The organism is Leifsonia sp. McL0627 (genome assembly GCF_058244615.1).
On record NZ_JBZCGM010000002.1, the window covers coordinates 173,505 to 199,868 of the forward strand.

22 protein-coding genes and 2 pseudogenes are annotated in these 26,364 nt (G+C 69.5%); 8 read left to right on the forward strand and 16 right to left on the reverse strand.

Translation table 11 applies throughout. The features are described 5' to 3' along the window. The first annotated feature begins 45 nt into the window (after positions 1 to 45). Positions 46 to 966, forward strand: a complete 921-nt coding sequence (gene yczE / locus AC37TH_RS01240) for a membrane protein YczE (RefSeq protein WP_490762536.1) — start codon at positions 46 to 48, stop codon at positions 964 to 966. Between the two features lie 104 nt (positions 967 to 1,070). Here the strand turns inward: yczE and AC37TH_RS01245 are convergent, their stop codons facing one another. The 6 genes from AC37TH_RS01245 to AC37TH_RS01270 all read right to left on the reverse strand — a co-directional run bounded on the left by AC37TH_RS01245 (position 1,071) and on the right by AC37TH_RS01270 (position 7,815). After that, positions 1,071 to 1,829 carry a MerR family transcriptional regulator gene (locus AC37TH_RS01245; protein ID WP_490762537.1) on the reverse strand — a complete coding sequence of 253 codons (759 nt, stop codon included), beginning with the start codon at positions 1,827 to 1,829 and terminating at the stop codon, positions 1,071 to 1,073. A gap of 72 nt (positions 1,830 to 1,901) precedes the next feature. Continuing rightward, positions 1,902 to 4,040, reverse strand: coding sequence for an APC family permease (locus AC37TH_RS01250; protein WP_490762538.1), 2,139 nt, complete (start codon positions 4,038 to 4,040; stop codon positions 1,902 to 1,904). A gap of 279 nt (positions 4,041 to 4,319) precedes the next feature. After that, positions 4,320 to 4,943 (reverse strand): PadR family transcriptional regulator, encoded by a 624-nt coding sequence (locus AC37TH_RS01255; RefSeq protein WP_490762539.1) that lies wholly within the window; start codon positions 4,941 to 4,943, stop codon positions 4,320 to 4,322. Next, complete coding sequence (locus tag AC37TH_RS01260) at positions 4,940 to 5,836, reverse strand: DUF4097 family beta strand repeat-containing protein (RefSeq protein WP_490762540.1); 897 nt, start codon at positions 5,834 to 5,836, stop codon at positions 4,940 to 4,942. The genes AC37TH_RS01255 and AC37TH_RS01260 overlap by 4 nt, the downstream gene beginning before the upstream one ends. Before the next feature lie 217 nt (positions 5,837 to 6,053). After that, positions 6,054 to 6,686 carry an antibiotic biosynthesis monooxygenase gene (locus AC37TH_RS01265; protein ID WP_490762541.1) on the reverse strand — a complete coding sequence of 211 codons (633 nt, stop codon included), beginning with the start codon at positions 6,684 to 6,686 and terminating at the stop codon, positions 6,054 to 6,056. A gap of 70 nt (positions 6,687 to 6,756) precedes the next feature. Beyond that, a complete protein-coding gene (locus AC37TH_RS01270; protein ID WP_490762542.1) occupies positions 6,757 to 7,815 on the reverse strand; it encodes a LacI family DNA-binding transcriptional regulator in 1,059 nt (352 codons plus the stop codon). A 436-nt stretch (positions 7,816 to 8,251) separates the two neighbouring features. Between AC37TH_RS01270 and AC37TH_RS01275 the strand changes: the two genes are divergently transcribed. The 6 genes from AC37TH_RS01275 to AC37TH_RS01300 all read left to right on the forward strand — a co-directional run bounded on the left by AC37TH_RS01275 (position 8,252) and on the right by AC37TH_RS01300 (position 15,837). Then, positions 8,252 to 9,505: a sugar ABC transporter substrate-binding protein gene (locus AC37TH_RS01275; protein WP_490762543.1), complete on the forward strand. Its 1,254-nt coding sequence runs from the start codon at positions 8,252 to 8,254 to the stop codon at positions 9,503 to 9,505. Positions 9,506 to 9,522: 17 nt separating this feature from the next. Then, positions 9,523 to 10,638, forward strand: a complete 1,116-nt coding sequence (locus tag AC37TH_RS01280) for a carbohydrate ABC transporter permease (RefSeq protein ID WP_490762544.1) — start codon at positions 9,523 to 9,525, stop codon at positions 10,636 to 10,638. After that, positions 10,635 to 11,567, forward strand: coding sequence for a carbohydrate ABC transporter permease (locus AC37TH_RS01285; RefSeq protein WP_490762545.1), 933 nt, complete (start codon positions 10,635 to 10,637; stop codon positions 11,565 to 11,567). The genes AC37TH_RS01280 and AC37TH_RS01285 overlap by 4 nt, the downstream gene beginning before the upstream one ends. After that, positions 11,564 to 12,424 (forward strand): Type 1 glutamine amidotransferase-like domain-containing protein, encoded by an 861-nt coding sequence (locus AC37TH_RS01290; RefSeq protein WP_490762546.1) that lies wholly within the window; start codon positions 11,564 to 11,566, stop codon positions 12,422 to 12,424. Before AC37TH_RS01285 ends, AC37TH_RS01290 begins: the two co-directional genes overlap by 4 nt. Continuing rightward, positions 12,421 to 14,454 (forward strand): glycogen debranching N-terminal domain-containing protein, encoded by a 2,034-nt coding sequence (locus tag AC37TH_RS01295; protein ID WP_490762547.1) that lies wholly within the window; start codon positions 12,421 to 12,423, stop codon positions 14,452 to 14,454. Before AC37TH_RS01290 ends, AC37TH_RS01295 begins: the two co-directional genes overlap by 4 nt. 156 nt (positions 14,455 to 14,610) lie before the next feature. Further along, the gene (locus AC37TH_RS01300) at positions 14,611 to 15,837 is read left to right on the forward strand and encodes a low temperature requirement protein A (protein WP_490762548.1); all 1,227 of its coding nucleotides are present in this window, start codon (positions 14,611 to 14,613) and stop codon (positions 15,835 to 15,837) included. Here AC37TH_RS01300 and AC37TH_RS01305 read toward each other — a convergent pair. Continuing rightward, complete coding sequence (locus AC37TH_RS01305; RefSeq protein WP_490762549.1) at positions 15,821 to 16,894, reverse strand: NAD(P)-binding domain-containing protein; 1,074 nt, start codon at positions 16,892 to 16,894, stop codon at positions 15,821 to 15,823. The two genes, AC37TH_RS01300 and AC37TH_RS01305, sit on opposite strands and share 17 nt — an antisense overlap. 146 nt (positions 16,895 to 17,040) lie before the next feature. On the opposite strand from AC37TH_RS01305, the gene AC37TH_RS01310 reads away from it, so the two are divergent. Further along, a complete protein-coding gene (locus tag AC37TH_RS01310; protein ID WP_055898390.1) occupies positions 17,041 to 17,244 on the forward strand; it encodes a DUF3073 domain-containing protein in 204 nt (67 codons plus the stop codon). A gap of 96 nt (positions 17,245 to 17,340) precedes the next feature. Here the strand turns inward: AC37TH_RS01310 and AC37TH_RS01315 are convergent. The 9 genes and pseudogenes from AC37TH_RS01315 to AC37TH_RS01355 all read right to left on the reverse strand — a co-directional run bounded on the left by AC37TH_RS01315 (position 17,341) and on the right by AC37TH_RS01355 (position 26,343). Beyond that, positions 17,341 to 17,987: pseudogene (locus tag AC37TH_RS01315) on the reverse strand (response regulator transcription factor). A gap of 486 nt (positions 17,988 to 18,473) precedes the next feature. Continuing rightward, positions 18,474 to 18,938: pseudogene (locus tag AC37TH_RS01320) on the reverse strand (sensor histidine kinase); the annotation flags it as partial. A 339-nt stretch (positions 18,939 to 19,277) separates the two neighbouring features. Next, positions 19,278 to 20,021, reverse strand: a complete 744-nt coding sequence (locus AC37TH_RS01325; protein WP_490762550.1) for an ABC transporter permease — start codon at positions 20,019 to 20,021, stop codon at positions 19,278 to 19,280. Next, positions 20,018 to 21,013: an ABC transporter ATP-binding protein gene (locus AC37TH_RS01330; protein WP_490762551.1), complete on the reverse strand. Its 996-nt coding sequence runs from the start codon at positions 21,011 to 21,013 to the stop codon at positions 20,018 to 20,020. Before AC37TH_RS01330 ends, AC37TH_RS01325 begins: the two co-directional genes overlap by 4 nt. Positions 21,014 to 21,150: 137 nt before the next feature. After that, positions 21,151 to 22,488 (reverse strand): Ig-like domain repeat protein, encoded by a 1,338-nt coding sequence (locus tag AC37TH_RS01335; RefSeq protein WP_490762552.1) that lies wholly within the window; start codon positions 22,486 to 22,488, stop codon positions 21,151 to 21,153. Between the two features lie 316 nt (positions 22,489 to 22,804). After that, positions 22,805 to 23,926 carry a phosphoribosylformylglycinamidine cyclo-ligase gene (gene purM, locus AC37TH_RS01340; RefSeq protein WP_490762553.1) on the reverse strand — a complete coding sequence of 374 codons (1,122 nt, stop codon included), beginning with the start codon at positions 23,924 to 23,926 and terminating at the stop codon, positions 22,805 to 22,807. A 26-nt stretch (positions 23,927 to 23,952) separates the two neighbouring features. After that, entirely contained in the window at positions 23,953 to 25,527 is a 1,575-nt protein-coding gene (purF, locus tag AC37TH_RS01345) for an amidophosphoribosyltransferase (RefSeq protein ID WP_490762554.1), read from the reverse strand. A gap of 21 nt (positions 25,528 to 25,548) precedes the next feature. Then, on the reverse strand, positions 25,549 to 25,908 hold the full coding sequence (locus AC37TH_RS01350; protein ID WP_490762555.1) for a hypothetical protein: 360 nt from the start codon (positions 25,906 to 25,908) through the stop codon (positions 25,549 to 25,551). Between the two features lie 78 nt (positions 25,909 to 25,986). Then, entirely contained in the window at positions 25,987 to 26,343 is a 357-nt protein-coding gene (locus AC37TH_RS01355; protein ID WP_490762556.1) for a sterol carrier family protein, read from the reverse strand. Between the last annotated feature and the right edge of the window lie 21 nt (positions 26,344 to 26,364).

Here is a 26,364-nt window from a genome sequence, read left to right on the forward strand (position 1 = left end):
AATTGGCTTCTTGATAAAAGGCCAATCGGCACATTGGATGGGAGAGTGAACAGCCGCATCCTCCTCACCAGACGCCTCGCGCAACTCCTCATCGGGCTCTTCCTCTACGGAATCGCCATTGCGATGATGGTGCGCGCCGGCATCGGGGTGTCTCCGTGGGACGCGCTGGCGCAGGGCATCTCACTCAAGACCGGCCTGCTGTTCGGGCTCGTCACCAATCTCGTCGGCGTCGCGGTCCTCGCGTTCTGGATCCCGCTGCGCCAGCGGCCGGGGCTCGGCACTGTGCTGAACGTTCTGCTGGTCGGGCCGAGCGCGCAACTCGGACTCGCGTTCATCCCGCAGCAGACGGAACTGTGGGCGCAGGTGCTGCTGTTCGTCGGCGGCCTGCTGCTGCTCGCGGTCGCCACCGGGCTCTACATCGGCCCGAAACTCGGACCTGGCCCGCGCGACGGCCTCATGACCGGGCTGCACGCCCGCACCGGCTGGCCGATCTGGGCCGTCCGCACCGGCATCGAGGTGACGGTGCTCATCATCGGCTGGTTCCTCGGAGGCAACGTCGGCGTCGGGACACTCGCGTTCGCGCTCCTCGTCGGGCCGCTCTGCAGCCTCACCCTCCCCTTCTTCGCGATCCGTCTGCCGCAGGACGCTGCAACGACTGCGGCGGCGCTGGAAAGCGAGCTCGAGGGTACGGCCGAACAGTCGGCCGGACTCGTCGGGGAGCAGGAGGACGTCGCGTTCGACGTGCGCGACGGCCTCCTGCTCGAACCGGACGCGGCCACCAGGATGCGCGACCACCGCCGGTCCGACAGCAACCTCGTCGGCGCGGTTCAGCCCGACCGCGAGCCCGTCGAGCGCGAGCGCGAGCCGCGCGCATCCCGTCGTCCGGCCCTCACGGTCGCGACGTACTGGCTCGACGACCGCCTCACGGCGCGCACCACCCGCCGCCCGCGCCGCGCCCGCGCGTAGCCCCGCCCCAAGCAATCGAGTCGGGACTTGTGCACGCGACACGCGGCGTTTCGCGTGCACAAGTCCCGACTCGATTGCTTGGGGGCGCAGGGGGCGCGGGCGGGCTAGAGCTCGCGGGCGGCGTAGGCGCGGAGCGCGTCGCGGACGAAGGTCGCGCCGTCGATGCCGCCGTAGTTGGCGGCGAAGCGCGGGTCGGCGACGTACATCTCGCCGAGGCCCGTCAGGTAGGCGGCCGTGGGGCCGCTCGCGTCGCTGCCCGGGGTTCCCGGGATCGACGCCAGCCAGTCGAAGTGGCGCTGCGCGAGCGCCTGCCCCTCCTCGCCTTCCGGGTCGGCGCCGCGTGCGGACGCCGCGATCCAGTCGGCGGCCAGCTGCTTCTGCAGCCGCTGCCACTCCGAGCGCTCCACCGGCGTCTTGCCGCGCCACCACGCGTCGGAGCGCGCGTACGCCTCCGTGCCCCAGCGTTCCTCCACCTCGTCCTTGTATTGCGTGTGGTCGAAACCGTCGAACATGTCTTCCGCCATGATCTCTGCTCCTTCTCTCAGTGCCTGGATGGTCGACTCGACCGACGCGATCTGCCGCGCCAGCCGTTCCCGCTCGTCGCGCAGCCAGGTGAGGTGGCCGTCGAGGGCGGGGAGCGCATCCACCTGGTTGCCGAGCACGCCGGAGATGGCCGGGAGGCCGAGACCGAGGTCGCGGAGCAGCAGGATGCGCTGCAACCGCACGAGGGAGTCCCTGTCGTAGTACCGGTAGCCGTTGCCGCCGATCCTGCTGGGCGGGAGGAGGCCGATGTCGTCGTAGTGACGCAGCGTCCTGCTGGTCGTTCCGGCGAGCCGTGCGATGTCTTGGATGGACCAGTCCATCGTCGTCTCCTCTCTCTCGTGGGGTGCGAACACCACGGTAGAGGTTGACGTTACGTCAAGGTCAAGCGCCGATCAACGCTTGGCGCGCGCCGGGACCTTCTTGGTCTCGGCCGGGCTCTGCGCGGGCTGCTGACCGTTGTCTCCCGGTGCGCCGGAAGCCGCAGTCGGCGTCGGCGACTGCCCGGCGGACGCGGGCGACCCGTGCCCACGGGTGTGCCCGTGCTGCTTCGATGCAGGCTCCAGCGGTCGCCTCGCGATGGGCCGCATCGGCTCGCCGCGACGGTCCTGCCCTGGCAGCGGCCGCGAGCGGCGACCGTAGATCAGCGACGACGAGTCCAGCAGCCACGGCACCAGCGCCACGGTCACGCCGTGACACAGCATCAATTGCTGCCGGATGCGCCGCGCCCGGTGGTTGTGCAGCAGCGACTCCCACCAGTGGCCAACGATGTACTGCGGCAGGTAGACCGTCACGACCTCGGAGCCGTGCTCCTCGCGCCGGTGCTTCAGGTACTTGATCAGCGGGTGGCCGAACTCGCGGTACGGCGACTCGATGATGGTCAACGGCACGTGGATGTTCTGCTGGATCCACTGCTGCTGCAGCTTCTCGGTCGACTCCTCGTCGACGGCGACGTGCACGGCCTCGATCGAGTCGTGCCGCGCGGCGATGGCGTAGTCGAGCGCCTTGAGCGCCGGCTTCTGCATCTTGCCGACGAGCACGATCGCGTGATCGCCCCTGCTGCCGAACGTGGTGACGGGGTCGACCTCGATCTCCTTCTCCACATCGCGGTAGTAGCGGTTCACGCCGAGCATGAGCAGCCACAGGATGGGCATGAAGATGAACACGAGGTATGCGCCGTGGGTGAACTTGGTGATCGTGACCACGATCAGCACCACAGCGGTGAGGAATGCGCCGAACGCATTGATGCAGAGGCTGCGGACGATGCTGGACCGCTCGCTCGGCGGCACCGTTCCGGACCGGAGCAGCGAGATCCAGTGCTTGACCATCCCCGACTGCCCGAGCGTGAACGAGACGAAGACGCCGATGATGTACAGCTGGATGAGCTGGGTCAGGTTGGCCTGGTAGACGACCAGCAGGGCGGTGGCGGCGAGCGCCAGCACGATCATGCCGTTCGAGTAGACCAGGCGGTCGCCGCGGGTGTTGAGCGACTTGGGCGCGTACGAGTCGCGGGCCAGGACCGAGCCGAGCAGCGGGAAGCCATTGAACGCCGTGTTCGCCGCGAGCAGCAGCACCACGGCGGTGGCCGCCTGGACGATGAAGAACAGGATGGTGTTGTTGCCGAACGTGGCGGCGGCGATCTGCGCGATGAGGCTGCGCTGCGGCGACGTGGCGCACTGCGCCCAGCCCTGCAGGTCGCACGGGTTCTCTGCGTAGTGCACGCCGCTGATCAGGGCGACCGTGGTCAGCCCGACGAACAGGACGATCGCGATGCCGCCCATCAGAGCGAGGGTCTTGCGGGCGTTCTTGATCTTGGGGGTGCGGAAGGCAGGGACGCCGTTGGCGACGGCCTCCACACCGGTCAGGGCCGAACATCCACTGGAGAACGCGCGGAGAAGCAGCAGCACCATCGCCGCCTGGGTGAGGCTGCTGGCGTGCACCTGGAAGCCTGCGGACTCGGCGACGGGGGCGTCGCCGAACACCGTCCGGACCAGGGCGGTCACGATCATCACGAAGATGCTGCCGATGAAGAGGTATGTCGGGATGGCGAACGCCTTGCTCGACTCCCGCACGCCGCGGAGGTTCACCGCGGCGATGACGATGACGAAGATCACGGCGAGCTCGACCCGCCACTCCGACAGGAACGGCAGCGCAGAGATGATGTTGTCGACGCCGGATGCGACGGACACGGCCACTGTGAGCACGTAGTCGACGAGCAGTGCGGAGGCGACGACCAGACCGGCCTTCTCGCCAAGGTTCTTGTGGGCGACCTCGTAGTCTCCACCGCCCGACGGGTACGCCTTGACCAGCTGGCGGTAGCTCAGGACGACGGTGATGAGCAGCACGACGACGGCCGCGGCGACCCACGGCGCGAAGCTCAGGAAAGCGAGCCCGCCGATCAGCAGGATCATCAGAAGTTCCTGCGGCGCGTACGCGACACTCGACAGTGCGTCGGAGGCGAAGATGGGTAGGGCGAGGTGCTTCGGGAGTAGCTGTCCTTCGAGCTTTTCGCTCGGAAGCGGGTCGCCGATCAACCACCGCTTCGGGGATCTCCCCTCATTTGTCACGAGCCTCGACACTACTCGCTGCCAAACCGCTGTCAAGTCGGCGCGTCGCGGCCTAGGGAGGTTGCGGTTCTGCAAAGGATTATGGCTGCACGTTCAGCGTTCTGAAATGCATTCAAAACCCGCGGAAACACGCCGGAAACACGCAGAAGCGCGCCCGCACCTGAGTGCCGGACGCGCTTTCGCTGAAAGTGGCTGTGTGCGTGGCTCCCCGGCGTGTCGCGAAGGCGGTTTCCGGGCCGGTCGAACTCAGTGACCGAACGCCTGCAGGACGGAGGCGCGCACGCGTGCGAGGTCGGACGTCAGCTGCGGAATCACTCCGTCCGGGATGACACCCCTCGCCGCCTGCGAGCGGAAGTCGGTGCGCAGCTGCTGCCGGAAGTCGTTCAGCAGCGCCTCGGCGTCGCGGGCCGCCGCGTTCGCCGCCTGCCGCGCATCCCGGCCGGCGTCGCGCGCCTCCTGCCGGACGTCGATGCGGGGACCCCTGCTCGCGTCACGCGCTGCGGACGCCAGATCGGCGCGCAGCGACCGCATCGCCTCGTTGACTCCCGCCCGCACTTCGTCGGCCAGACGGCGGACGGAGTCGGTGACCTCGTCCTCGATCGCGTCGAGTTCGTGCTCCCGCTCCGCGAGCTCCGCACGTCCGGCGTCGGTGATCGCGTACACGGTCTTCCTGCCGTCCGCCGCCTTGGTGACAAGGCCCTCCTCCTCCAGCTTCGCGAGGCGCGGGTAGATCGTGCCTGCACTCGGGCTGTAGGTGCCGCCGAAACGGTCGCTGAGGGCCAGGATCAGCTCGTAGCCGTGCTTGGGAGACTCGGCGAGCAGGCTCAGGAGGTAGAGGCGCAGACTCCCATGCGCGAACACGGGGGTCATTCGGGCGCCCCATCCTGGTCGGCCGCGGAAGCGGACGGGGTCGCCCCGGCGGACGAAGTCGCCCCGGCGGACGGAGCGGTCGGGTGGACCGGTCCACTGCGGAGCACGTAGACGTTGCCGGACACCGAGTTGGCGTTCACGTCGACCCAGGTGCCGTCGAGCGTTCCGGATGTTCCCTGGTATGTCTTGCCGGGCATACCGTTGATGAACGTGTTGTCGAGCTGCACCTTGCCCGAGATCGTGTTGACCCGGTAGCGGGCTCCGAGTGCCTCCGGGATGCGGATGGTCAGGTCGCCGGAGACCGAGTTGCTGGAGATCTCGTCCGGGGTGCCTGCGACGTCGAGCATCGTGTTGCCGGAGACGCTGTCGACGGCGAACTTCGGGATGGCGCCGGAGGCGGTCACGTCACCGGAGACGGTGTGCGCGAAGATCTTGCCGGTGTGGTCGCGGGCGGACAGTTCGCCGTTGACGCTGTTGAGTTCGATGTCGCCGGTGAGTCCGTCGACGACCAGGTCGCCGGAGACCGTGCTCAGCTTGGCGTCGGTGTTGAGGCCGGCGACCAGCGCCGTCGCGGAGACGACGCCGAGCTTGAGGGCGACGTCGCGGGGGACGAGCACGCTCACCTCTGCCCTGGCGTTGGACCGCATCGACTTGAACACCTCGATGAAGTTGTCCCAGCGCAGCTGCGGGTGGTCGATCTCGAGACGGTCGCCGTCGAGGGTGATCTTGAGGTCGCGGCCGCTGACCGAGTGGACCTCGACCCTCGCGCCCTGTTCGTCATGGCCGATGATGTCGACCTGCCCGGCGATGAATCCTGCTTTGAGCGTTCGGACGAGCTCGACGTCGATGGTCTTGCTCTCTCCTGGCTGGATCAGCCACTTGTCCTGTGTCATTGCGGTGCTCCTGTTTTCTGCGGGCTGCGTCGGCCGCCCCTGTTCGGTGCCGCGCGGAGGCGGACTCTCGGTGATCGCGTTATATCGCGTTGTTGACAAGGTCACGATATATCGCGTTTGCGGAGGGCGCAACCCGTTCTGGTGAAAAGGATGCGGATTCAGGGTCTGGTCAGGGTTGACCCTGACTGACGGCGCGGGAGGTCAGCGGCGCGGCCGGTCAGCGCCGCCGCGGGCGCTGCAACCACGGGTGCAGGATGCGCGTGACGAACGGCAGCAGGAGGTACGTCATCGTCGGCGTCAGGCACAGCGTCGTGATCAGCACAGTGGCCGGCAGCCAGAGCTGGTGCCAGAACGGGACGAACGTGGTCACCAGGAAGGTGAAGAGGAGCGAGAGGGGGAAGAAGCCGAGCCAGATGGTCACGGCCTGCTTCCAGCGCGGCGGGACGACCTGGGTCGTGCCGGAAGACGCATCCTGGACGGCAGTCACACCGGTCGCCGGGTGCGGCTGGTCGAACCAGCCCTCGATGCCCGTGCGGCGCTCCACCCGCGCCAGCTCGACCAGTTCGCGCCCCTCGTACAGCCAGGCTGCGCGATCCTCTGAGCCCTCCCACGCGTCGAGCGCTGCGTCGTCGGCGAACCGGTAGAGCATGTGCCACTCGTCGGAGTCGTGGCCGGCGCGCACCCAGCCGGAGCCGAGGAAACCCTCGTAGGAGTTGGCGATGTTCACGCCGGACTGCACCCAGCGGGTCACATCCGGCAGACGGGTGCTGTCGACGCGACGGGTGATCGAAACGGTGACGGGAAGGCGACGCGCTTGTGGCGCATCCAGCAGAGACTCTTGTGGAGGCATACCTCCAGTGTCGCCGACGATTCGTTACACGCGCATTTCAGGATGCTTGGATGTCGCTGCGCGGCAGGCTTCAGGCGAGGGAGCGCGCTGCCGCGATCACGGTGGGGCCGTCGCGCACCACGAGGTGCGGCGCGACGAGCCTGTGCATCGGGTCAGCCGTCGCCGATCCAGGATGCACGCGGCCGCCGTGCGCGCCCGTCAGGAGGTCGAGGACCCCGGCCGCGACGTCGTCGAGCGGCTGCTCGACACTGGAGAAGCCGAGCGACGCGGCGACAGGCGTGTTGTCGTAGCCGACCACCGGGATGCGCCCCGCCGTCGCCATCAGTGCGCCGAGCGCGAGGGAGTCACTGGCGCAGACCACCGCATCCACGGTTCCTGCGGCGCGTTCGAGGCGGCGCATGGCGTCGGCGCCGAAGGTGACGCCATCCTCCGCGACCGCTTCGAGAGAGGCGATGTCGGCGTCGGACAGCCCGCTGCCGTCGCGCATGGCCTCCAGCCAGCCGCGGCGCCGGTCGTCGCCGGTTCCCGAGCCGCTCGGCCAGCCGACGTATCCGATGCGGCGTGCACCCGCGTCCAGGAGGTAGGTGGTGGCGTCGCGCAGGCCGGAGGACCCGTCGACGTCGACCCAGAGGTGCTGCGGGTCGGTCATGTCGTCGATGCCCCACGGGCGACCGAACGTCACGAACGACTGGCCGTGCGCGATGAGCCACTCGGTGCGGGGGTCGCCGTGGAACGTGGAGGTGAGGACGAACGCATCCACGTCGGCGCCGTCGCTGAGGCGACGGAACTGCTCGATCTCGTCTTCCGGGCCGGAGGCGGTGAAGAGCAGGACGCGCAGGTTCATCCGGTCGGCCTGCTCGGTGAGCGCGTGCAGGAAGCGGTCGAGGATGCTGCCGGAGATGCCGTCGGTGGTGATCGGGTCGAGCCGGATGCCGATGGTGGAGCTCTTCTGGGTGCGCAGCCGACGCGCCGATGCGTGCGGCCGGTAGCCGAGTTCGGAGATCGCCGCCTGGACGCGCTCCCTGGTCTCCGGACGGACGAGCTGCGGCGAGTTCAGGACGTTCGAGACGGTCTGACGCGAGACGCCTGCGACGTCTGCGACATCGCTGACCGTTGGCTGAGCGCCCATGCCACTCCTCTCCGTCGACTGGATAAGACCCTAGCGCGGGGGCGGCTTGACACGTCCCGAACGCGGTGGTTATCTTGGCTGCATCCCGATTTGATCGTTCAAAACACAATCTAGCAGCACCGAATTTGAACGATCAAACCGGACAACCCGAACCGCGTACCACGCACCGCCACGACCACAGGAGGTCAGATGCCCGCCCTCATCGCGCAGCGTCCCTCCCGTGCCGGTCGTTCCCGCCGCGCGCTCCGCGCGCTTTCCGCGCCGCTCGCACTCACGACTCGTGCGAGAAGTGCGGTGCACGACGCTCGCACCGCACGTTTCGCACGAATCGACGCCGCTCGGCCGCGCAGCGGCGCAGCCGCGCGCCCCACAGCTTCCCCGACCTGAACCCCCCTGTGCGTCCGATGACGGGCGCACCCACACCAAGGAGAAAACAATGCAACGACCAACACACCGGTGGCTCGCCGGCGGCGCTGTCGCCGTCGCGACCGCCCTCGCCCTCACGGCCTGCGGCTCCGGCTTCAGCGGCGGCAGCAGCGACGCCTCGACCGGCAAGCTCACGTCGTCCGACAAGGCCCTGACCGTCATGATCGGCTCGTCGGGCGACGCGGAGACGGCCGCGGTCAAGTCCGCGGTCGCCGACTGGTCCACGAGCGACGGCACCAAGGCGTCGGTCATCGCGGCCAGCGACCTCAACCAGCAGCTCTCGCAGGGCTTCGCGGCGAAGAAGCCCGCCGACGTCTTCTACCTGTCGACGGATGCGCTGCCCGGATACGCCTCCAACGGCTCGCTCCTGGCATACGGCGACCAGCTCGCCAACAAGAGCGACTTCTACCCGAGCCTCGTGAAGTCGTTCACCTACGACGGCAAGTTCTACTGCGCGCCGAAGGACTTCTCCACGCTGCAGCTCATCATCAACACCGACATGTGGTCGGCGGCGGGACTCACCGACAGCGACATCCCGAAGACGTGGGACCAGCTCGAGGCCGTGTCCAAGAAGCTGACCGGTGCAGGCCACGTCGGCCTCGGCATCTCCGGTGAGTACGCCCGCATCGGCTCCTTCATGACGCAGGCCGGCGGCAACCTGATGAACGACGACAGCACCAAGGCCACCGCGAACAGCGACGCCAACGTCAAGGCGCTCGACTACGTGAAGACTCTCCTCAACGCCGGCGACCTCAAGTACGCCAAGGACCTCGGCGCCGGATGGGGCGGAGAGGCGTTCGGCAAGGGCCTCGCCGCGATGACCATCGAGGGCAACTGGATCACCGGCGCCATGACGGCCGACTACCCGAACGTCAAGTACAAGGTCGTCGAGCTTCCCGAGGGTCCGGCCGGCAAGGGCACCCTGCAGTTCACCAACTGCTGGGGCATCGCAGCCGACAGCCCCAACCAGGCCGCCGCGCTCAAGCTCGTCGAGAAGCTGACGAGCAAGGACGACCAGCTCGCCTTCTCGAAGGCGTTCGGCCCGATGCCGTCGATCAAGTCGGCCGCCGACACCTGGAAGTCGGCCAACCCGGCTCTCGTCCCGTTCCTGACGGCTGCGGACTACGCCAAGAACGTGCCGACCGCGAAGGGTTCCGCCGACGTGGTCACCGATCTCAACAGCAAGCTGGAGTCGCTGTCGACGGGTGACCCGAAGACGATCCTCGACGCCACGCAGAAGAACCTCGAAGCGCTCCTCAAGTAACCGGAGAGCACAGAACAATGTCGCAAACCACGAGTCGGTCTCGCCGTTCCGGAATCCGGCGCGGCGAGGCCGCCTCGGGGTGGTTGTTCACCGCCCCGGTCATCATCCTCCTCGGGGTCTTCCTCGTCGTCCCGGTGCTCATGGCACTGTGGGTGAGCTTCTCCGACTGGGGAGGCCGAGGCAGCCCCTTCTCCTCCGGCGTCAACTTCGTCGGCTTCGACAACTACCAGGCGATCCTCTCCGGAGGCGGGCTGGCCGAGCAGGACTTCGGCATGGCCATCAAGAACAACGCCTGGTATGTGGTCCTGGTCGTCCCCATCCAAACCGCCGTCGCCCTCGGGCTGGCTGTGCTGGTCAACCGGGCGATCCTCCGCGGTCGCGGGTTCTTCCGCACCGCCTTCTACTTCCCCTCCGTCACCAGCTCGGTGGCGATCACGGTGCTCTGGCTGTTCCTGTTCAGCACCACCGGCGCCGTCAACAAGGTGCTGTCCTGGTTCGGGATCAACGGACCCAACTGGTTCAACGACCCCGACGGCATCATCCACAACTTCCTCGGCCTGTTCGGCATCACGCAGGGTCCGGCCGCCCTCACCCAGAACACGCTGCTCGGCGTCTCCTGGTGGGACTGGCTGGGAGGCCCGTCCGTCGCGATGTCCGCGTTCGTGATCATGGCCGTCTTCACGACGAGCGGCACGTTCATGCTGCTGTTCATCGCCGCCCTGCAGAACCTCGGCGGCGACATCACCGAGGCCGCGATGATGGATGGGGCGAACGGCTGGCAGCGCTTCTGGCGGATCACCCTCCCCCAGCTGCGGCCGACGCTGTTCACGGTCCTGACCCTCGGTCTGATCGGCTGCTGGCAGGTCTTCGATGCCATCTACACCGGCACCAAGGGCGCTCCGGGCAAGACGACGCTCACCCCGGCCTACCTGTCGTACAAGAGCTCGTTCATCGACCAGAACTGGGGCCAGGGCGCCGCGATCGCGTTCATCCTGTTCGTCATCATCGTGCTGTTCACGATCTTCCAGCGCTGGGTGCTGCGCGAGCGCGGCGTCTCCAAGCGCCGGATGCGCCCATACCAGTCGGCCGTCGCGGTCGCCGAGACGACCGACACCACGGGAGGCACCCGATGAGCATCGGATCGAGCACAGGAGCAGGCGGAACCGCCAACACGCTCGCCGTCGGAGCGCTCGCGAACGCGAAGCCCCCGCTGGACCCCCGCAGGCAGCGGTCGACGGGCGCGGTCGTCGGGCGGTCGATCACGTATGCGATCCTCGTCGTCCTCGCGGTCGTCTACATCGCGCCGTTCCTCATCCAGTTGGCCACCTCGTTCAAGACGGATGCGGACGCCACCGCCAACCCGGTTTCGCTGATCCCGACGACCTGGACGACGGCGGCGTACACGAAGCTGTTCCTCAGCTCCGACTTCCCCACCTGGTTCAAGAACTCGGCCATCGTCACGATCTTCGTGACCCTCGGGCGCGTGTTCTTCAACTCGCTCGCCGGCTACGCCCTCGCCCGCCTGCACTTCCGCGGCCGTGGCGTGATCTTCGCCGGGCTGATCGCGGTGATGTCGGTGCCCGTGGTGGTGCTGCTCATCCCGAAGTTCCTGGTGATCAACCAGCTCGGCATCTACGACTCGTACGCCGGCATGATCATCCCGCTGCTGACGGATGCGGCGGGCGTCTTCATCATGAAGAACTTCTTCGAGTCCATCCCGGCGAGCGTCGAGGAGCAGGCGCGCATCGACGGCGCGGGCACCTTCCGGGTGTTCTGGTCGATCGTGCTGCCGATGGCGAGGCCTGCGCTCATCACCATCATCATCCTGTCGTTCCAGGGGTCGTGGAACGAGCTGGCGCACTTCATCGTGTCGACCCAGGATCCGTCGCTCACCACGCTCACGAAGGGTGTCGCCGGGCTCGCGAGCGGCCAGTTGAGCCAGGGCAACCAGTACCCGATCAAGCTGGCGGCGGCTGCCATCATGACCATCCCGGTGGCCGTGCTGTTCTTCATCTTCCAGCGCCGCATCATGAACACCAGTGATGGGGCGGTGAAGGAATGACCGCCGCCAGGCCGACCATCGTCGCCACCTGCGGCGGCCTCAATCCGGGAACCTGGACGGATGCGGTCTACGGCCCGCTCATCCAGCACGCCGTCTCGCTCGCGAGAGTCACAGGCAGGCGCCCCCGCATCACCCACGTGAACACCGCAGGCGGCGACCAGCGGCAGATCGAGGGCACCGAGCTGGAGGCCGCGCGCCTCGCGGGCGTCGACGCCACGCACCTGCGCCTGTTCCCGCATCCCAATGTCGACGATGTGCGCGCCCACCTGCTCGCGCAGGACGTGGTGTGGGTGAGCGGCGGCAGCCTCGTCAACCTGCTCGCCGTCTGGCGCGCCCACCAGCTGGAGGCGGTGTTCCGCGAGGCGTGGGAGGCGGGCGTCGTGCTCGCCGGAGGGTCGGCGGGTGCGCTCTGCTGGCACAGCGGAGGCACCACCGCCTCGTTCGGTCCGCAGATCGACGCCGTCGCCGACGGGCTGCGCCTGCTGCCGGAGTCGCTCGGCGTCCACTACGACTCCGACCCCAACCGCAGGATCGCGCACCGCGCGGCCGTCGCGGACGGGACGCTGCCGGACGGCTACGCGCTCGACGAAGGCGTCGGTCTCGTCTACGAGGGCACGGACGTCGTCGACATCGTCGCGGAGCGGCCAGGCCAGTTCGCCTGGCGCGTCGAGCGGGACGCCTCGGCGGGCAGCGCGCCGACGCCGGGCCAGCCCGGCAGCCCCGTCACCCCCGTCACCCCCGGCACCCCCGGCACCCCCGCTGTTCGCGAGAGCAGGATCCAGCCGCGCGTGCTCAGCACCGACACCACTTCCACCACTTTCACCACCACCGACCACCCCCACTCCGAGGAGACGTGAACGCCACGATGACCCAGCCGCTCCAACCCCTGCTGCACGACAGTGTCGTGGTGCTCACCGCCCCCAGCCAAGCCTGGTCGACCGCGGACGGCACCGTCGACGGTATGGGCATCCACGGCTTCTACCACTCGGACCTGCGCGTCCTCGGCGGCATCGGGCTCACGATCGACGGCGCACTGCCGGAGCACATCGCGACAGGCTCCCCGGATGCCGCGACCGCCGTCTTCACGTCGCTCGCGCGCGGCCTGGACGACCACACCGCCGACCCGCGCGTGCGCGTCGAGCGCACCAGGGAGGTCCTGGCCGGGTCGCTCACCGAGTCGATCACCATCCGCAACGCCCTCTCCACGCCCATCCATCCCACCGTCGAGGTTGCGCTGCTGGCAGACTTCAGCCCGATGCAGGTCGTGAAGGCCGGACTGAGCGGGAGCGAGCATCCGGTTGCGGCGATAGCGACGACGGACGGAGCGACCTTCGCCTCCGGAGTCGTCACGGCCACGGTGGTGGCCCCCGCCGCGGCCGTCGAGGTCGGCGACGCGTCCGCCACGCTCACCTGGAGCGCCGAGATCCCCGCGCACGACGCGGTGACGTTCAGCTGGCGCATCGACGTGGACGACCCGACCGCGGTCGTCGCCGGTGCGGAGCCGTCGCCGGACTGGGCAGCGTTCACCGCCGCGACCGGCGACTCGCGCCTCGCCTCCTGGCTGCACCGCGCGCTCGGCGACCTGCAGGCCCTCCGCATGTCCACCACCGACCGGCCGGAAGACGTCTTCCTCGCCGCCGGCGCCCCGTGGTTCTTCACGCTGTTCGGCCGCGACTCGATCTGGGCCGCCAGGATGCTGCTGCCGCTCGGCACCGACATCGCCGCCTCCACGCTGCGGGTGCTCGCCTCGATGCAGGGCACGCAGACCGTGAACGAGACGGCCGAGCAGCCCGGCAAGATCATGCACGAGCTGCGGCCTGCTGCACTGACCATCCCCGGCGAGGGCGTCGTCCTCCCCCCGCTCTACTTCGGCACCGTGGATGCGACGGCCCTGTGGGTCACGCTGCTGCACGACGCCTGGAAATGGGGAATGCCCGCCAGCGAGGTCGAGGCGCTCCTGCCGCACCTCGAAGCGGCCCTCGCGTGGATGCGCGACTACGGCGACAGCGACGGCGACGGCTTCCTCGAATACGTCGACACCACCGGCCACGGCCTCGCCAACCAGGGCTGGAAAGACTCGGGCGACTCCATCCAGTGGATGGACGGCACCCTCGCCGACGGACCGATCGCGCTCTGCGAGGTGCAGGCGTACGCGTACGAGGCCGCCGTCGGCGGTGCAGAGCTGCTGGAAACGTTCGGCCGCGACGGCGCCGACGAGTGGCGCACCTGGGCCGCCGACCTCAAGGAGCGGTTCGCCGCGTCGTTCTGGATCGACGACCCGGCTGGCGCATACCCGGCGATCGCGCTCGACAGCTCCAAGCGCAAGGTGGACACGGTGACCAGCAACATCGGCCATCTGCTGGGCACGGGCATCCTCACCCCCGAGCAGTCGGAACTGGTGGCGCGGCGTCTCGCCTCCCCAGAGCTGAACTCCGGCTACGGCCTGCGCACCATGTCGTCCGCCTCGGGCGGGTACTGGCCGCTCAGCTACCACGGCGGCTCCGTCTGGGCGCACGACACCGCCATCGTCATCTCCGGGCTCGCCCGCGACGGGCACACGGCAGAGGCGGAGGCGCTCGCGAGCGGCCTCCTCGCCGCCGCGGACGGCTTCGGCTACCGGATGCCCGAGCTGCACTCCGGCGATGCGGCGACCGAGACGGCGACACCCATCCCGTACCCGGCCGCGTGCCGTCCGCAGGCCTGGTCGGCCGCTGCGGCCGTCGCCGTGCTCGGCGCGCGCCTCGGCCTCCGGGCCGACGCGCAGGCGGGAACGCTCGACGTCGCGCCGGTTCCGGGTGTCGGCGCCATCGAGGTCAGCGGCCTCCGGTTCGCCGGCCGGCCGGTGGCCATCGCCGTCGACGACGCGGGCTCCGTCACCCGGAGCTGACCCGCGCGCGTCGCCTCGCGCACCCGCGCATCCATCGAGTGGTCCCGAATTGCCGTACGCCCCCATCGCGCGCGGCAATTCGGGACCACTCGATGGATGCGCGGGGGCAGCTCCGACGCGCTAGGTTCGGAGGCGACAGCGACGCGAGGAGGCACCGTGCAGCAGGGCAGACGACTCCCGCAGCCTCCTGTCGCGTCGCGCGACCGCGATCCGTCGCGCGTCGACTGGATGGAGCTGTTCTTCGACCTGATCTTCGTCGCGCTCGTCAGCCAGCTCGCGCACGGACTGTCGCACGAGCCCACCTTCGGCACGCTGGTGCTCTTCCTGGCCTTGTTCGCCACGGTCTGGTGGTCGTGGGTGAACCTGACGTTCACGGTCAACGTCAGTCCGGAGCTGTCCCGCCGCGCGCTCGGCGTCGTGATGCTCTCGTCGATGTTCGCGGTTGGCGCGATCGCCGTCGCAGCTCCTGAGGCGACCGGGGATCGCGCCTGGCTGTTCGCCGCAGGGAACGCGATGCTACGACTCGTGCTGCTCGCGCTGTGGATCCGCCGCAGCTGGTCGACGGGCGGGGCGTCGCGCATCCGGGTGCTGGCGTACAACGGCGGAACCGCCGCGCTCTGGCTGATCTCGATCGCCCTCCCGCACCCGTTCGACTTCGCGCTCTGGGCGCTCGCCATCGCCATCGAGGTCGCTCTGCTGGTCGCGAGCGCGTCGCGCTGGGCGGGAGTGACCATCGACCGGATCAACGTCGCCCACCTGTCGGAGCGGTTCGGGCTGCTGGTGATCATCGTGCTCGGCGAGTCCGTCCTGACCACCGTGGATGCGCTCGACAGCGCGTGGACCGGGCCGTCCGGCTTCACCGCGGCCCTCGCCCTGCTGGTCGCATCCCTGCTCGCCTGGTCGTTCTTCCACTACGGCACAGAAGCAATGGAAGCCGGGCTCACCGCCCTCCGCGCCGCCGGCAACTTCCGCGCGATCCGGGACACGGTCGGCTTCCTGCCGTACCTCGTCGTCAGCGGCGTCACGGTGATCTCGGGGGCGCTGGCCATCGCCATCGCGCACCCCGAGCATCCATTGCCCGCCGTCTCAGCGGTGTCGCTCGGCGGCGGCATCGCGCTGTTCTTCCTGACGAACGCGTTCATCTCCCGCCGGTTCGGCCGCACCTGGGCGGCCGTGCTGCGCTGGGCGATCCCCGCCGTCGTGCTGCCGCTGATCCTCATCGGCGTCGCGCTCGTCGTGCCTGCCTGGCTGAGCACGCTCCTCGCTGTGCTCATCCTGGGGCTCGTGGTCACGTCGTCCGAGCGCGCCACCCGGCAAGCCGCCGTGCGCAGCAGCGGCAGCGACACCGACACCGGCAGCGAGGGTCTTACAACTGCGCCATGATCTGACGCGCGATCACGCGTCCGGCCCGGTTGGCGCCGATCGTGCTCGCCTGCGGCCCGTAACCGGCCAGGAAGATGCGCGGGTCCTGCCACGACGCGCCGGAGGCGACGGTCAGGCCGCCGGACTTCTCGCGCAGGCGCAGCGGCGCCAGGTGACGCAGCTCCGGGCGGAACCCCGTCGCCCAGACGATCGCGTCCGCCCTGGTGAACGAGCCGTCGTCCCAGCGCACCCCGTCACTCTCTATCGCCGAGAACATCGGCCGAGGAACGAGAAGCCCCCTGTCGATCCCCGCCGCGATGCGCCTGGTGCGCGGAACGCCTGTGCCGCTCACGATGCTCGGGAGCGCCTCGCCTGCCCGAGCCGCAGCATCCTGTGCTGCGACGGCGGCGACCCCTCCCTCGATGGTCAGCTCCGACTCGTCCTTGAACTCGACCGGCCGACGCGTCGCCCAGACGGCCTCGGCCGCGACGTTCTCGAGTTCGAGCAGGAAGCCGATCGCTGACGTGCCCCCGCCGACGACCACGACGGACTGCCCGGCGAACTCCTCTGCCGACAGGTAGCCGGAGGTGTGCACATGGCGTCCGGCGAAGTCGTTCACGCCCGGGTAGTACGGCACGAACGGCGCACCCCAGGTTCCGGAGGCGTTGACCACCATCCGCGCGCCCGTCTCGCCGTTCGTGTGCTGCACGATCAGGTCGGCCCCGCGGTCGAACACGCTCGTCACGGTGACCGGCCGCTGGACGTCGAACCCGAAGTGCTCCTCGTAGCGGCGGTAGTACCCGGCGACGATGTCTTTGGCGGGCAGCGACCTGTCCGCCGTCTCGAAACTGATGCCGAGCTCGGCCATGCCGGGCAGATCGTTGACGTGGTGGGCGCTGCCGAGCTTCAGCGCATCCCAGCGGTGCTGCCACGCGCCACCGGTCGACGGCCCTCGGTCGAACAGGACGAAATCGATGCCGGGAGTGAGCTCGAATCGGCGAAGATAGTATGCAACAGCGAGGCCTGCCTGGCCAGCGCCGATGATCGCCACCTGAGCGTCGGTCCTCGTCGTTGTCACCCGCCAATCCCATCATGTCTCGCTGTACGCAAAGTAAGGGCCACTCAGGTCCTACATGCTAAACTAGACGCTAGTTTTCACTGTTCCTGTTCGGATTCCCGGGTGGCTCATCTCCCACCCGGCCTGGCACCGTAAGGGGGTCACGCATGGGGCGCGGCCGTCAAAAGGCAAAGCACACCAAGATCGCGCGCGAGCTGAAGTCATTCAGCCCGAACGTGAACTACGACGCGCTCGAACGTGAGCTGACGGGACACTCTCACAACGACGAGCAGTACGAGAAGTGGGCGGACTACGAGCCTGAGGGCTACAAAGACGACTACGAAGACGAGGAGACGCCGAAGCGCGCCTGACGGCTCGCTTGGCGGTTCTGGTCTGACACCACCCGGCGACGTTTGCCGTACCCCCGAGCCGGTTTGTGACCGACTCCACGCATGCTCAGGAGCGCTTCAGAGCCAGCCCTGAGCCGCCGCGATCGCCGCGGCGTCCGAGCGGTTCCGCGCGCCCGTCTTGCCGATCGCGTTCGACAGGTGGTTGCGCACGGTGCCCTCACTGAGATGCAGCTCGCGGGCGACGTCCGAGATGCTTCCCCTCGCCCGGCCACCGAGAGCACCTCGGTCTCCCGCGGCGTGAGCGGCGACGTCCCGGACGCCAGCGATTCGGCGGCCAGCGTCGGATCGACCACGCGCAGCCCCTGAGCCACCCGGCGCACCGCATCCGCGAGCTGGCCGGACGGGGTGTCTTTGACGACGAACCCGGATGCCCCGGCCTCCATCGCGCGCCGCAGGTAGCCCGGCCGCCCGAACGTCGTGACGATCAGCGACCGGCAGCTCGGGAACCCGGCCCGCAGTGCTGCGGCGGCCTGGATCCCGTCCAGGCCCGGCATCTCCACGTCGAGGAGCGCGACCTGCGCCGAGGCGGCGCGGGCCGCATCCACCACCTCGTCGCCGCGTCCCACCTGGGCGACAACGGTCAGGTCCTGTTCGAGGTCGAGCAGTGCAGCGAGCGCGCCGCGCACGAGCGCCTGGTCGTCGGCCAGCAACAGCCGGATGGGCGTGGTCGCGCCGCCGGGTTCGTTCGCGCCGGGTTCGGTCATGAAGTCCGCCCTCCGCACCGTGAGGCGCACACCGCCGCGCGGGCTGGCGCTCACCAGCACCCTGGCTCCCACCTCGCGGGCGCGCGCGATCAGGCCGTCGAGGCCGTTGCCGCCCGCCCGGGTGAGCGAGGTGGCGAACGGGCCGCCCTCTCCCGCAGAGTGGCCGCCGGCCACCGCGCCGCCTCCCACCGCGCCGACCCCGGCCATCCCCTTGCCGTCGTCGTCGATCTCCAGCCTGTCGCTCGTCACCGTGACCCAGCAGTTGCGGGAGCCGGAGTGCCTGATCACGTTCGTCACGCCCTCGCGCAGCACCCAGCCGAAGAGCTCGCGCAGGTCGGGGTCGACACCGTCGCCGTTCCTCGGCAGATGGGCGTCGATGTCGGCAGCTGCGAGCGCCGCCTGCGCAGCGGCGAGCTCGGTCGACAGGCTCATCTCGCGGTAGCCCGCGACGGCGGCGCGCAAGTCGGCGAGCGCCGAACGGCTGAGACGTTCGATGTCGGCGATCTCCTGCTCCGCCTTCGCGGGGTCGATCGAGACGAGACGCCTCGCCAACTCCGACTTCACCGTCACCACGGTGAGCGAGTGGCCGAGCACGTCGTGCATGTCGCGGGAGAACCGCGCGCGCTCCTCGATCACCGCCAGCCGTGCAATCTCGCCCTGCGCTTGCCGGAGCGCCCTGAGCGATTCGATCTGACGCGAGAACGCCGCCATCATCACGCCGATGGACACCGTGACGAGGGCGATGTACCAGCTGTCGTCGAAGTCGCCCACCAGCGCGATGAGGAGGAGCTGCAGCGCGCCGATACTCACGATCAGGATGGTCGCCGTCCTCGTCCGGCGCAGCAGCATCCCGGCGGCGCAGGCGACGTACACCCAGGTCCAGGTGGTCGCAAGCCCGATGAAGGGGAACAGCAGGCAGGTGAACGCCAGATAGCCGAGCACTCCCGCCATCCTGGCGGCGTCCCCTCCCACCAGAGCAGCGGAGGGAGGACCAGGAACGCGAGGTAGACGACCACCAGGATGGCGGTTGCGACCAGCTTCGTGGCGAGCGCGCCGGACGAACTCCACAGGCCGATCAATACGGAGATCTGGTAGAGCAGCCCGATCACAGCTCCCGGATACCAGCGGCGAGCGGACGTATGGGTGAGCCGGGGGACGATGCCCACCGGGCGCAGGTTCTCTGTGCCGGACACATTCCAGGAGTCCTGCGTCTTCCGGGTGCGCTGCGCCCTCTCGGCTCCCCGCGCGTTCTGTGTGCTCTGCACGCTCACCAGCCTAGGCCGCACGCTCTCAGCTTCGTGCGGCATCCCGGCGGTACCGCCAGATGATGAACGCGCCGAGCACGATCGTCCAGCCGGCCAGCACGAGCGCCGGCGTCAGGATGTCGCCGCTCTGGTGGGCGCCCATCTGGCCGATCCTGTTCAGCCAGTACGACGGCACGATCTGGGCGACGTTCCCCACCCAGGCGGGGAAGATCTGCAGCGGAACCCACAGCCCGCCGAGCACGGCCATGCCCATGAACACCGCCATGAACAGCGGCTGCGCGAACTCCGGCTTGGCGAATTGCCCGATCAGGATGCCGAGCAGCCCGAACGGGATCACCCCGCACCAGATGCCGAGCCCGGCGGTCAGCCAGTTCCCGAGCGCGAGCGGCGGGTGATAGAGCAGCTCGGAGACGGTGAAGATCACGAGGATCGACACCAGCGCCATCAGCATGGCGGTGATCACCTTGGAGACCAGGTAGCCGGTGCCGGTGAGGGGCGTGATGCGCAGTTGCCTGTTCCAGCCGATGGAGCGCTCGGTGACGATGTTGAACGCCTGGGACAGTGCCGCCATCATCCCGCCGTAGCTGGCCACCTGGATGGTGGTGACGACGATCCAGGGCAGTTTCGTGACGCTGTCGACCTGACCGCTGCCGCCGAAGCTGCCGCCGAACGCGACCAGCATGATCAGGGGGACGGCGAGGGTGAAGATCATCGAGCGGCCGTTTTTCAGCTGGCGGAAGGATTCCAGCCCGAGGTAGGCGATGCTCATCGGAGTGCTCCGTTCGTGACGGGGGTGGATGCTGCGGGTGCGGGTGCTGCGGGCGCTGCGTCTCCGAGGGAGGCGGTTCCTCCGATGGATGCGGTCCCCTCGGTGAGCGCGAGGAACGCGTCGTCCATCGTGTGCGCCGTCACCTCGATGTCGTGGATGTCGGCGTGCGCGGCGAGCAGGGCCCGCAGCGTCGCGTCGGAGTCGTCGCTGACGATGGCGAGCTGACCGGCGCGGTGGTCGAGCGTGCGGACGCCGGGGAGTCCGAGCAGCGCATCCCGTGCCTGGTCGGTCCAAGCGAACTCGATGCTCGCCCTGATCCGGCGGCCGGACACGACCGCCTTGACCTCGGTGGGTGTCCCGTCGGCCACGATCACGCCCTGGGAGAGCATGACGATGCGGTCGGCGTACGTGTCGGCCTCGTCGAGGTAGTGGGTGGCGAACACGACCGTGCGGCCCTCGTCGGTGAACTCGCGCATCGACTGCCAGAACGCGCGCCTGGCCTCCACATCCATCGCTGCCGTCGGCTCGTCGAGGAACAGCAGGTCCGGGTTGGAGACCACCGCGACCGCGAACCGCGCCCGCTGCATCTGGCCGCCGGAGAGCTTGCTGACCTTCTGCTTGGCGATCTCGGTGCACCGCGCGCGTTCGAGAGCTTCCTCCACACTCAGCGGGTGCCGATGGGCAGAGGCGACCAGAGCAACGGATTGCGCGACGGTCAGTGTCGGCAGCAGCGCGCCGCCCTGGAGCATCGCGCCGACACGGCCCTGCTCGATGGCGCTGCGCGGGTTCTCGCCGAACAGGGCGGCCGTGCCGGAGGTGGGGTGGGCGAGCCCGAGAGCGAGGTCGATGGTGGTCGACTTGCCTGCACCGTTCGGGCCGAGCAGGGCGACGACCTCGCCGGGGGCGATGCTGAGGCTCACGCCCTTGACGGCCTGCAACGAGCCGAACGACTTGCGCAGCTCGGTGAGCTGGATGGCTGGTGTCTGATTCACCCTCTCAGCGTGGCGGCCGGGAGAGGGTGGCGCGCAGAGCGGATGTCAGGGAAGCCGGGTGACATTTGTCACGGGCGGCTGGGAGGGTGTCGCGCCGGCCAGGCGCACCGGCCAGGCGCACCGGTCAGTCGCGCGGGTCAGGCGCGCGCGTCGCGCGAGCCGCCGAAGCGCACCAGCCCGACCACGCCCAGGATGCCGCCAACGGTCAGCAGAGCAGCACCGATCAGCATGGCCAGGTCTTGCGCGTGGGCGACGGGCACCGGGCTCGTCGGGTCGACAGACGGCAGCAGGGAGTCCCCGCCGGCACCGCTGGTGGGGGACGACCCGGTGACCACGGCGCCGGCCGGAGCGGCGGGGACGGCAGGCAGCGTGATGGACGCGGACGCCGCATCCACGGTGGTCGTCGCGCGTTGCAGCAGCACGAAGAACGTGGACGCCGGTGCCCCCGCCGCGCGTGGAAGGAGCGGGACCTCGATGGTCGACGTGGTCTGGCCGTCGAGGAACACGGCGGTGCCACGGGAGGCGCGGTACTCGGCCCCGGCGACCGCTGATCCGTCGGCCGTGGCGTAGTCGACGGTCGCGCCGCCGGCACCGGACGCGCGGCCCACCGTGATGGTGGCGTGGCCGCCGTCCGCCGCGATGCTCGTGCCGGTCACGCCGAGCGCGGCGCTCGCGGAGGTGACGGCGAGGTCGGCGGACGCCGTCGACGGGCGCAGCGTCGACCCGGTGGCCGGGACGTACCGGGCCGTGACGGTGTGCGCTCCGGCCGGCGGAGCGGGCAGGTCGACGCGGGCGACACCCGCGGCGTCGACGGCGACGCTCGTCGGCGCCGACCCCTCGAACGCGAACTCGACGCGGCCGTCGGTCGGCGCGGCGAGCAGCATCCGGCCGACCGCCGCCGTGAGCGTGACGATCCCGCCGGAGGCCACGACCCGCGGGGCGGAGACGGCGACGGTGGAGACGGTCGCGCACGACGGCGCGGTCGCGTCGATGGCGGCCGTTGCCGTGCCGAGCCGCCAGGACGCCGTGGGAGCGGTCAGCGCATCCAGGGTCAGCGACCAGACCGCATGGTGCTCCCCCGGCGCGAAGGAGGTCGGCTGGCCAGGCGTCGTTCCGCCGGGCGCGAGGTCGTTGGAGCCTGACCCTGCCTGGACGGTGACGCGCTCGGCGGCCGTGCTGCGGTAGCCGAGGAGCACGGTGCGCGACGTGACGGCGGTGCCGAGGGGCGCATCCACGATGCAGTCGACGATAGGCGTGAGCCCGCTGGTGGACGCTGGCGCGCTGGCGGAGGGGGAGGCTGTCGGGTTCGTCGGCGCGGACGGAGTTGCGGTCGCCGCGGTCGCTGCGGTCGCCGCGGTCTCCGCGGTCGCTGCCCCCGCCGTGACCGCCTGTGCGAGCACCGCGCCGCCGCTCACGGCGACGACGAGACCGGCAACACCGAGCATCCTTCGGATACTGGGATACTTGTCGGCCACGTCGGCAACTCTATCCGCTGGGGGCGGACCACCGCGTCTACCAGAACGGGTGACGCGCCCGCTCGGCCGCCGGCCTCGTGCGAAAAGTGCGGTCGCCCCGTCCTGCACCGCACCTTTCGCACGAATCCTCAGACGGACGGTACGCGCGACTCGTGCGAAAAGCGCGGTCGCGGTGCTCCGCACCGCACGTTTCGCACGAGTCGTGCGGCGCGCGCCCGCGCGACAGCGCGACAGCGCGACAGCGCGACAGCGGCGCGCGGCGCGCGCCCGCGCGACGGCGCGACAGCGGCGCGCGGCGCGACAGCGGCGCGCGGCGCTAGCTCGCGTACGCGCCGACGAGGCGCACCGCGCCGCCGTCGACGCCCTTCGCGCCCTGCTCGAAGCCCGCGAGGTCGCGGGCGGACGTCGAGACGGCACCGACGCGCCAGGCCGGGATGCCGTCCACGCCGATCGCCGCGATCACCTGGTCGGCGGCCTCGGCCGCGACGACCGCGAACATCCCGATGCCGAGGTTCCAGGTGCCCTCGCTCGACTCCAGGGTGGCGCCGCCAAGGTCGCTCAGGATGCGGAACACCGGGCTCGGCGACCAGCTCGCGCGGTCCACCTCCACCCAGGATCCGACCGGCAGCACGCGCGCGAGGTTGGCCGCGATCCCGCCGCCGGTGACGTGGCTCAGCGAGTGGATGGCACCCGCAAGCGACGGCTCGCCGAGCACCCGCAGCAGCGGGCCGGTGTAGAGGCGCGTCGGTTCGAGCAGTGCCTCGCCGACCGTGCCGCCGAAATCGTCGGAGTGGTCGGTGAAGCCGATGCTGTTCTTCGCCAGGATGTGGCGGACCAGCGAGAACCCGTTCGAGTGCAGGCCGGAGGAGGCGAGCGCGATGACGACGTCGCCGTCCCGCACCAGGTCGGCTCCGAGCACGGCGTCGGCCTCGACGGCGCCGACGGCCGCACCCGCCACGTCGTAGTCGTCCGGTCCGAGCAGCCCTGGGTGCTCGGCGGTCTCGCCGCCGACCAGCGCGGTGCCCGTCGCCTCGCAGGCGCGGGCGATGCCTGCGACGATGTCGGCGATGCGCGACGGCACCACCTTGCCGCAGGCGATGTAGTCCGTCATGAACAGCGGCTTCGCGCCGACCACGACGATGTCGTCGACGACCATGCCGACCAGATCCTGGCCGATGGTGTCGTGCTTGTCGATCGCCTGCGCGATGGCCACCTTGGTGCCCACGCCGTCCGTCGACGTCGCCAGCAGCGGACGGTCGAACAGCTTCAGGAACGACACGTCGAACAGCCCGGCGAACCCGCCGACACCGCCCAGGACGCTCGGGCCGTGCGTGCGGGAGACGGCCGACTTCATCAGCTCGACGGCGAGGTCACCTGCTGCGGTGTCGACGCCTGCTTCGGCGTAGGAGGCGGACGTGGATGCGGGCTGATCGGTCACGGGTCAATCGTAACCGGGGGCAGCCGCTACTCCTTACGCCCAGGGTCTCCGAACGTCGGAAGCAGCACGCTCTCCAATTCCGCATCCGGGCCTGGATCGCATCCATCGGCGGCAGCACCCTCACCCTCGGCGCGCGGGGCTTCCGGGCGTTCGAGGAGGTTCTTGCCGAGGTGGTGCGCATCCGGGAGCTCGATCGGGTACACGCCGGTGAAGCAGGCGGTGCACAGGCGCTCGCGCGGCTGCTCGGTCGAGGCGATCATGCCGTCTTCGGAGAGGTAGCCGAGGCTGTCCGCCCCGATCGACTGGCGCACCTCGTCCACGCCCAGTCCGGTCGCGATGAGCTCGGCACGGGAGGCGAAGTCGATGCCGTAGAAGCACGGCCAGGTGATGGGCGGGCTGGAGATGCGCACGTGCACCTCGGCCGCACCGGCCTCGCGGAGCATCGAGACGAGCGCGCGCTGCGTGTTGCCGCGGACGATCGAGTCGTCGACGACCACCAGACGCTTGCCCTTGATGACCTCTTTCAGCGGGTTCAGCTTGAGCTTGATGCCACGCTGACGGATGGTCTGCGACGGCTGGATGAACGTGCGGCCGACGTAGGAGTTCTTCACCAGACCCTGGCCGAACGGGATGCCGGACGCCTGCGCGTACCCGATGGCCGCCGGAGTGCCGGACTCCGGGGTCGGGATGACGAGGTCGGCCTCGACGGGGTGCTCGTTCGCCAGCTGGCGGCCCATCTCGACGCGCGCCTCGTGGACGCCGCGGCCAGCGATGGTGGTGTCCGGACGCGCGAGGTAGACGTACTCGAAGACGCAGCCTGCGCGCTTCTCCTCCGCGAACCGCTGGCTGCGCAGCCCGTTCTCGTCGATGGCGATGAGCTCGCCGGGCTCGACCTCGCGCACGAAGCTCGCGCCGACGATGTCGAGCGCCGCGGTCTCGGACGCGACGACCCAGCCGCGCTCCAGGCGGCCGAGGACCAGCGGGCGGACGCCCTGCGGGTCGCGGGCGGCGTAGAGCGTGTGCTCGTCCATGTAGACCAGGCAGAACGCGCCGCGCAGACGCGGGAGGAGTTCGAGCGAGGTCGCTTCGAGCGTGTGGTCGAGGTCGCCGGTGAGGAGGGCAGTGATGACCGCGGTGTCCGTGGTGTTGCCGCGCGTCAGCTCGCCGTCGTGCTCCGGGTAGCGCTCGTGCACCAGCTGCATCAGCTCGGCGGTGTTGGTCAGGTTGCCGTTGTGGCCGAGTGCGACCGTGCCGCTCGCTGTGCTGCCGAGCGTCGGCTGCGCGTTCTGCCAACTGGAGGCGCCGGTCGTCGAATAGCGGGTGTGACCGACCGCGATGTGGCCGGGCAGCGAGTTCAGCGCATTCTCATTGAAGACCTGCGAGACGAGACCCATGTCTTTGTAGATGAGGATCTTCGACCCGTCGCTGGTCGCGATGCCCGCGGACTCCTGGCCGCGGTGCTGCAACGCGTAGAGACCGAAGTAGCTGAGTTTGGCGACTTCCTCGCCAGGTGCCCAGACGCCGAAGACACCGCAGGCATCCTGCGGACCCTTCTCGCCGGGAAGTAGATCGTGACTGAGAAGACCGTCGCCTCCGGACAAACCGGAACCCCCTTCAGGGAATTAGCTCTCGATGGATGTGCGGGTGCCTGCGTCGCCGTCCTCCGGCTGTTCGCCGGGGGTGGAACGCACGTCGATTCTATCCGCCTGAACGGTGCGCGCCCGACGGTTCGTCGCCCGGTCCAGGACCAGCGCGATGACCGCACCGATCGTGACCCCGACGGCCACGCCGATCGCCAGCAGGAATCCGAAGACGCTGCCGCGATCGTACGTCGGGTTCGGCGGGAAGGCGAACGTGAGGATGAGGGCGACGATCGCGAACAGGATCGCGCCGGCCAGCATGAACCGGAAGTAGCGCGGCGAGCGCCGCACGAGCACCGAGCTCTCGGTGACCGTGGTCTGTTCGTCGTTCTCCTGACTCATGCATCCATTGTCCCTCACCTTTACTGTGAGGTCGGAACGCATCGGGCGGATCAGAACCGCCCGATCAGAACCGCCCGATCAGAAGCGCAGCGGCACGAGCCCGTCGAGGGAGGCGCGCTGACCGGACGCGTGCACCGCTCCGGAGGCGACGGCGTCCGCCCAGGAGGTGCCGCCGCCCGCGACCGCGAGCCAGGTCGGCGCATCCATCTCGACCACGTTCGGCGGGGTGCCGCGGGTGTGACGCGGCCCCGGGATGCACTGGGTCGCCCCGAACGGAGGAACGCGCACCTCGACCGTGTTGCCCGGAGCGCGCTCCGCGAGCAGCTGCAACAGGTACCGCACGGCCGTCGCGGTGGTGTTGCGGTCCGCCCCGCCCGCCAGCGCAGCACGGACGGCGGGGCCGCCCTCCGCATCCGGGATCTTCGCTCTGGCCATGCCTCCATCCTCGCAGCCTCT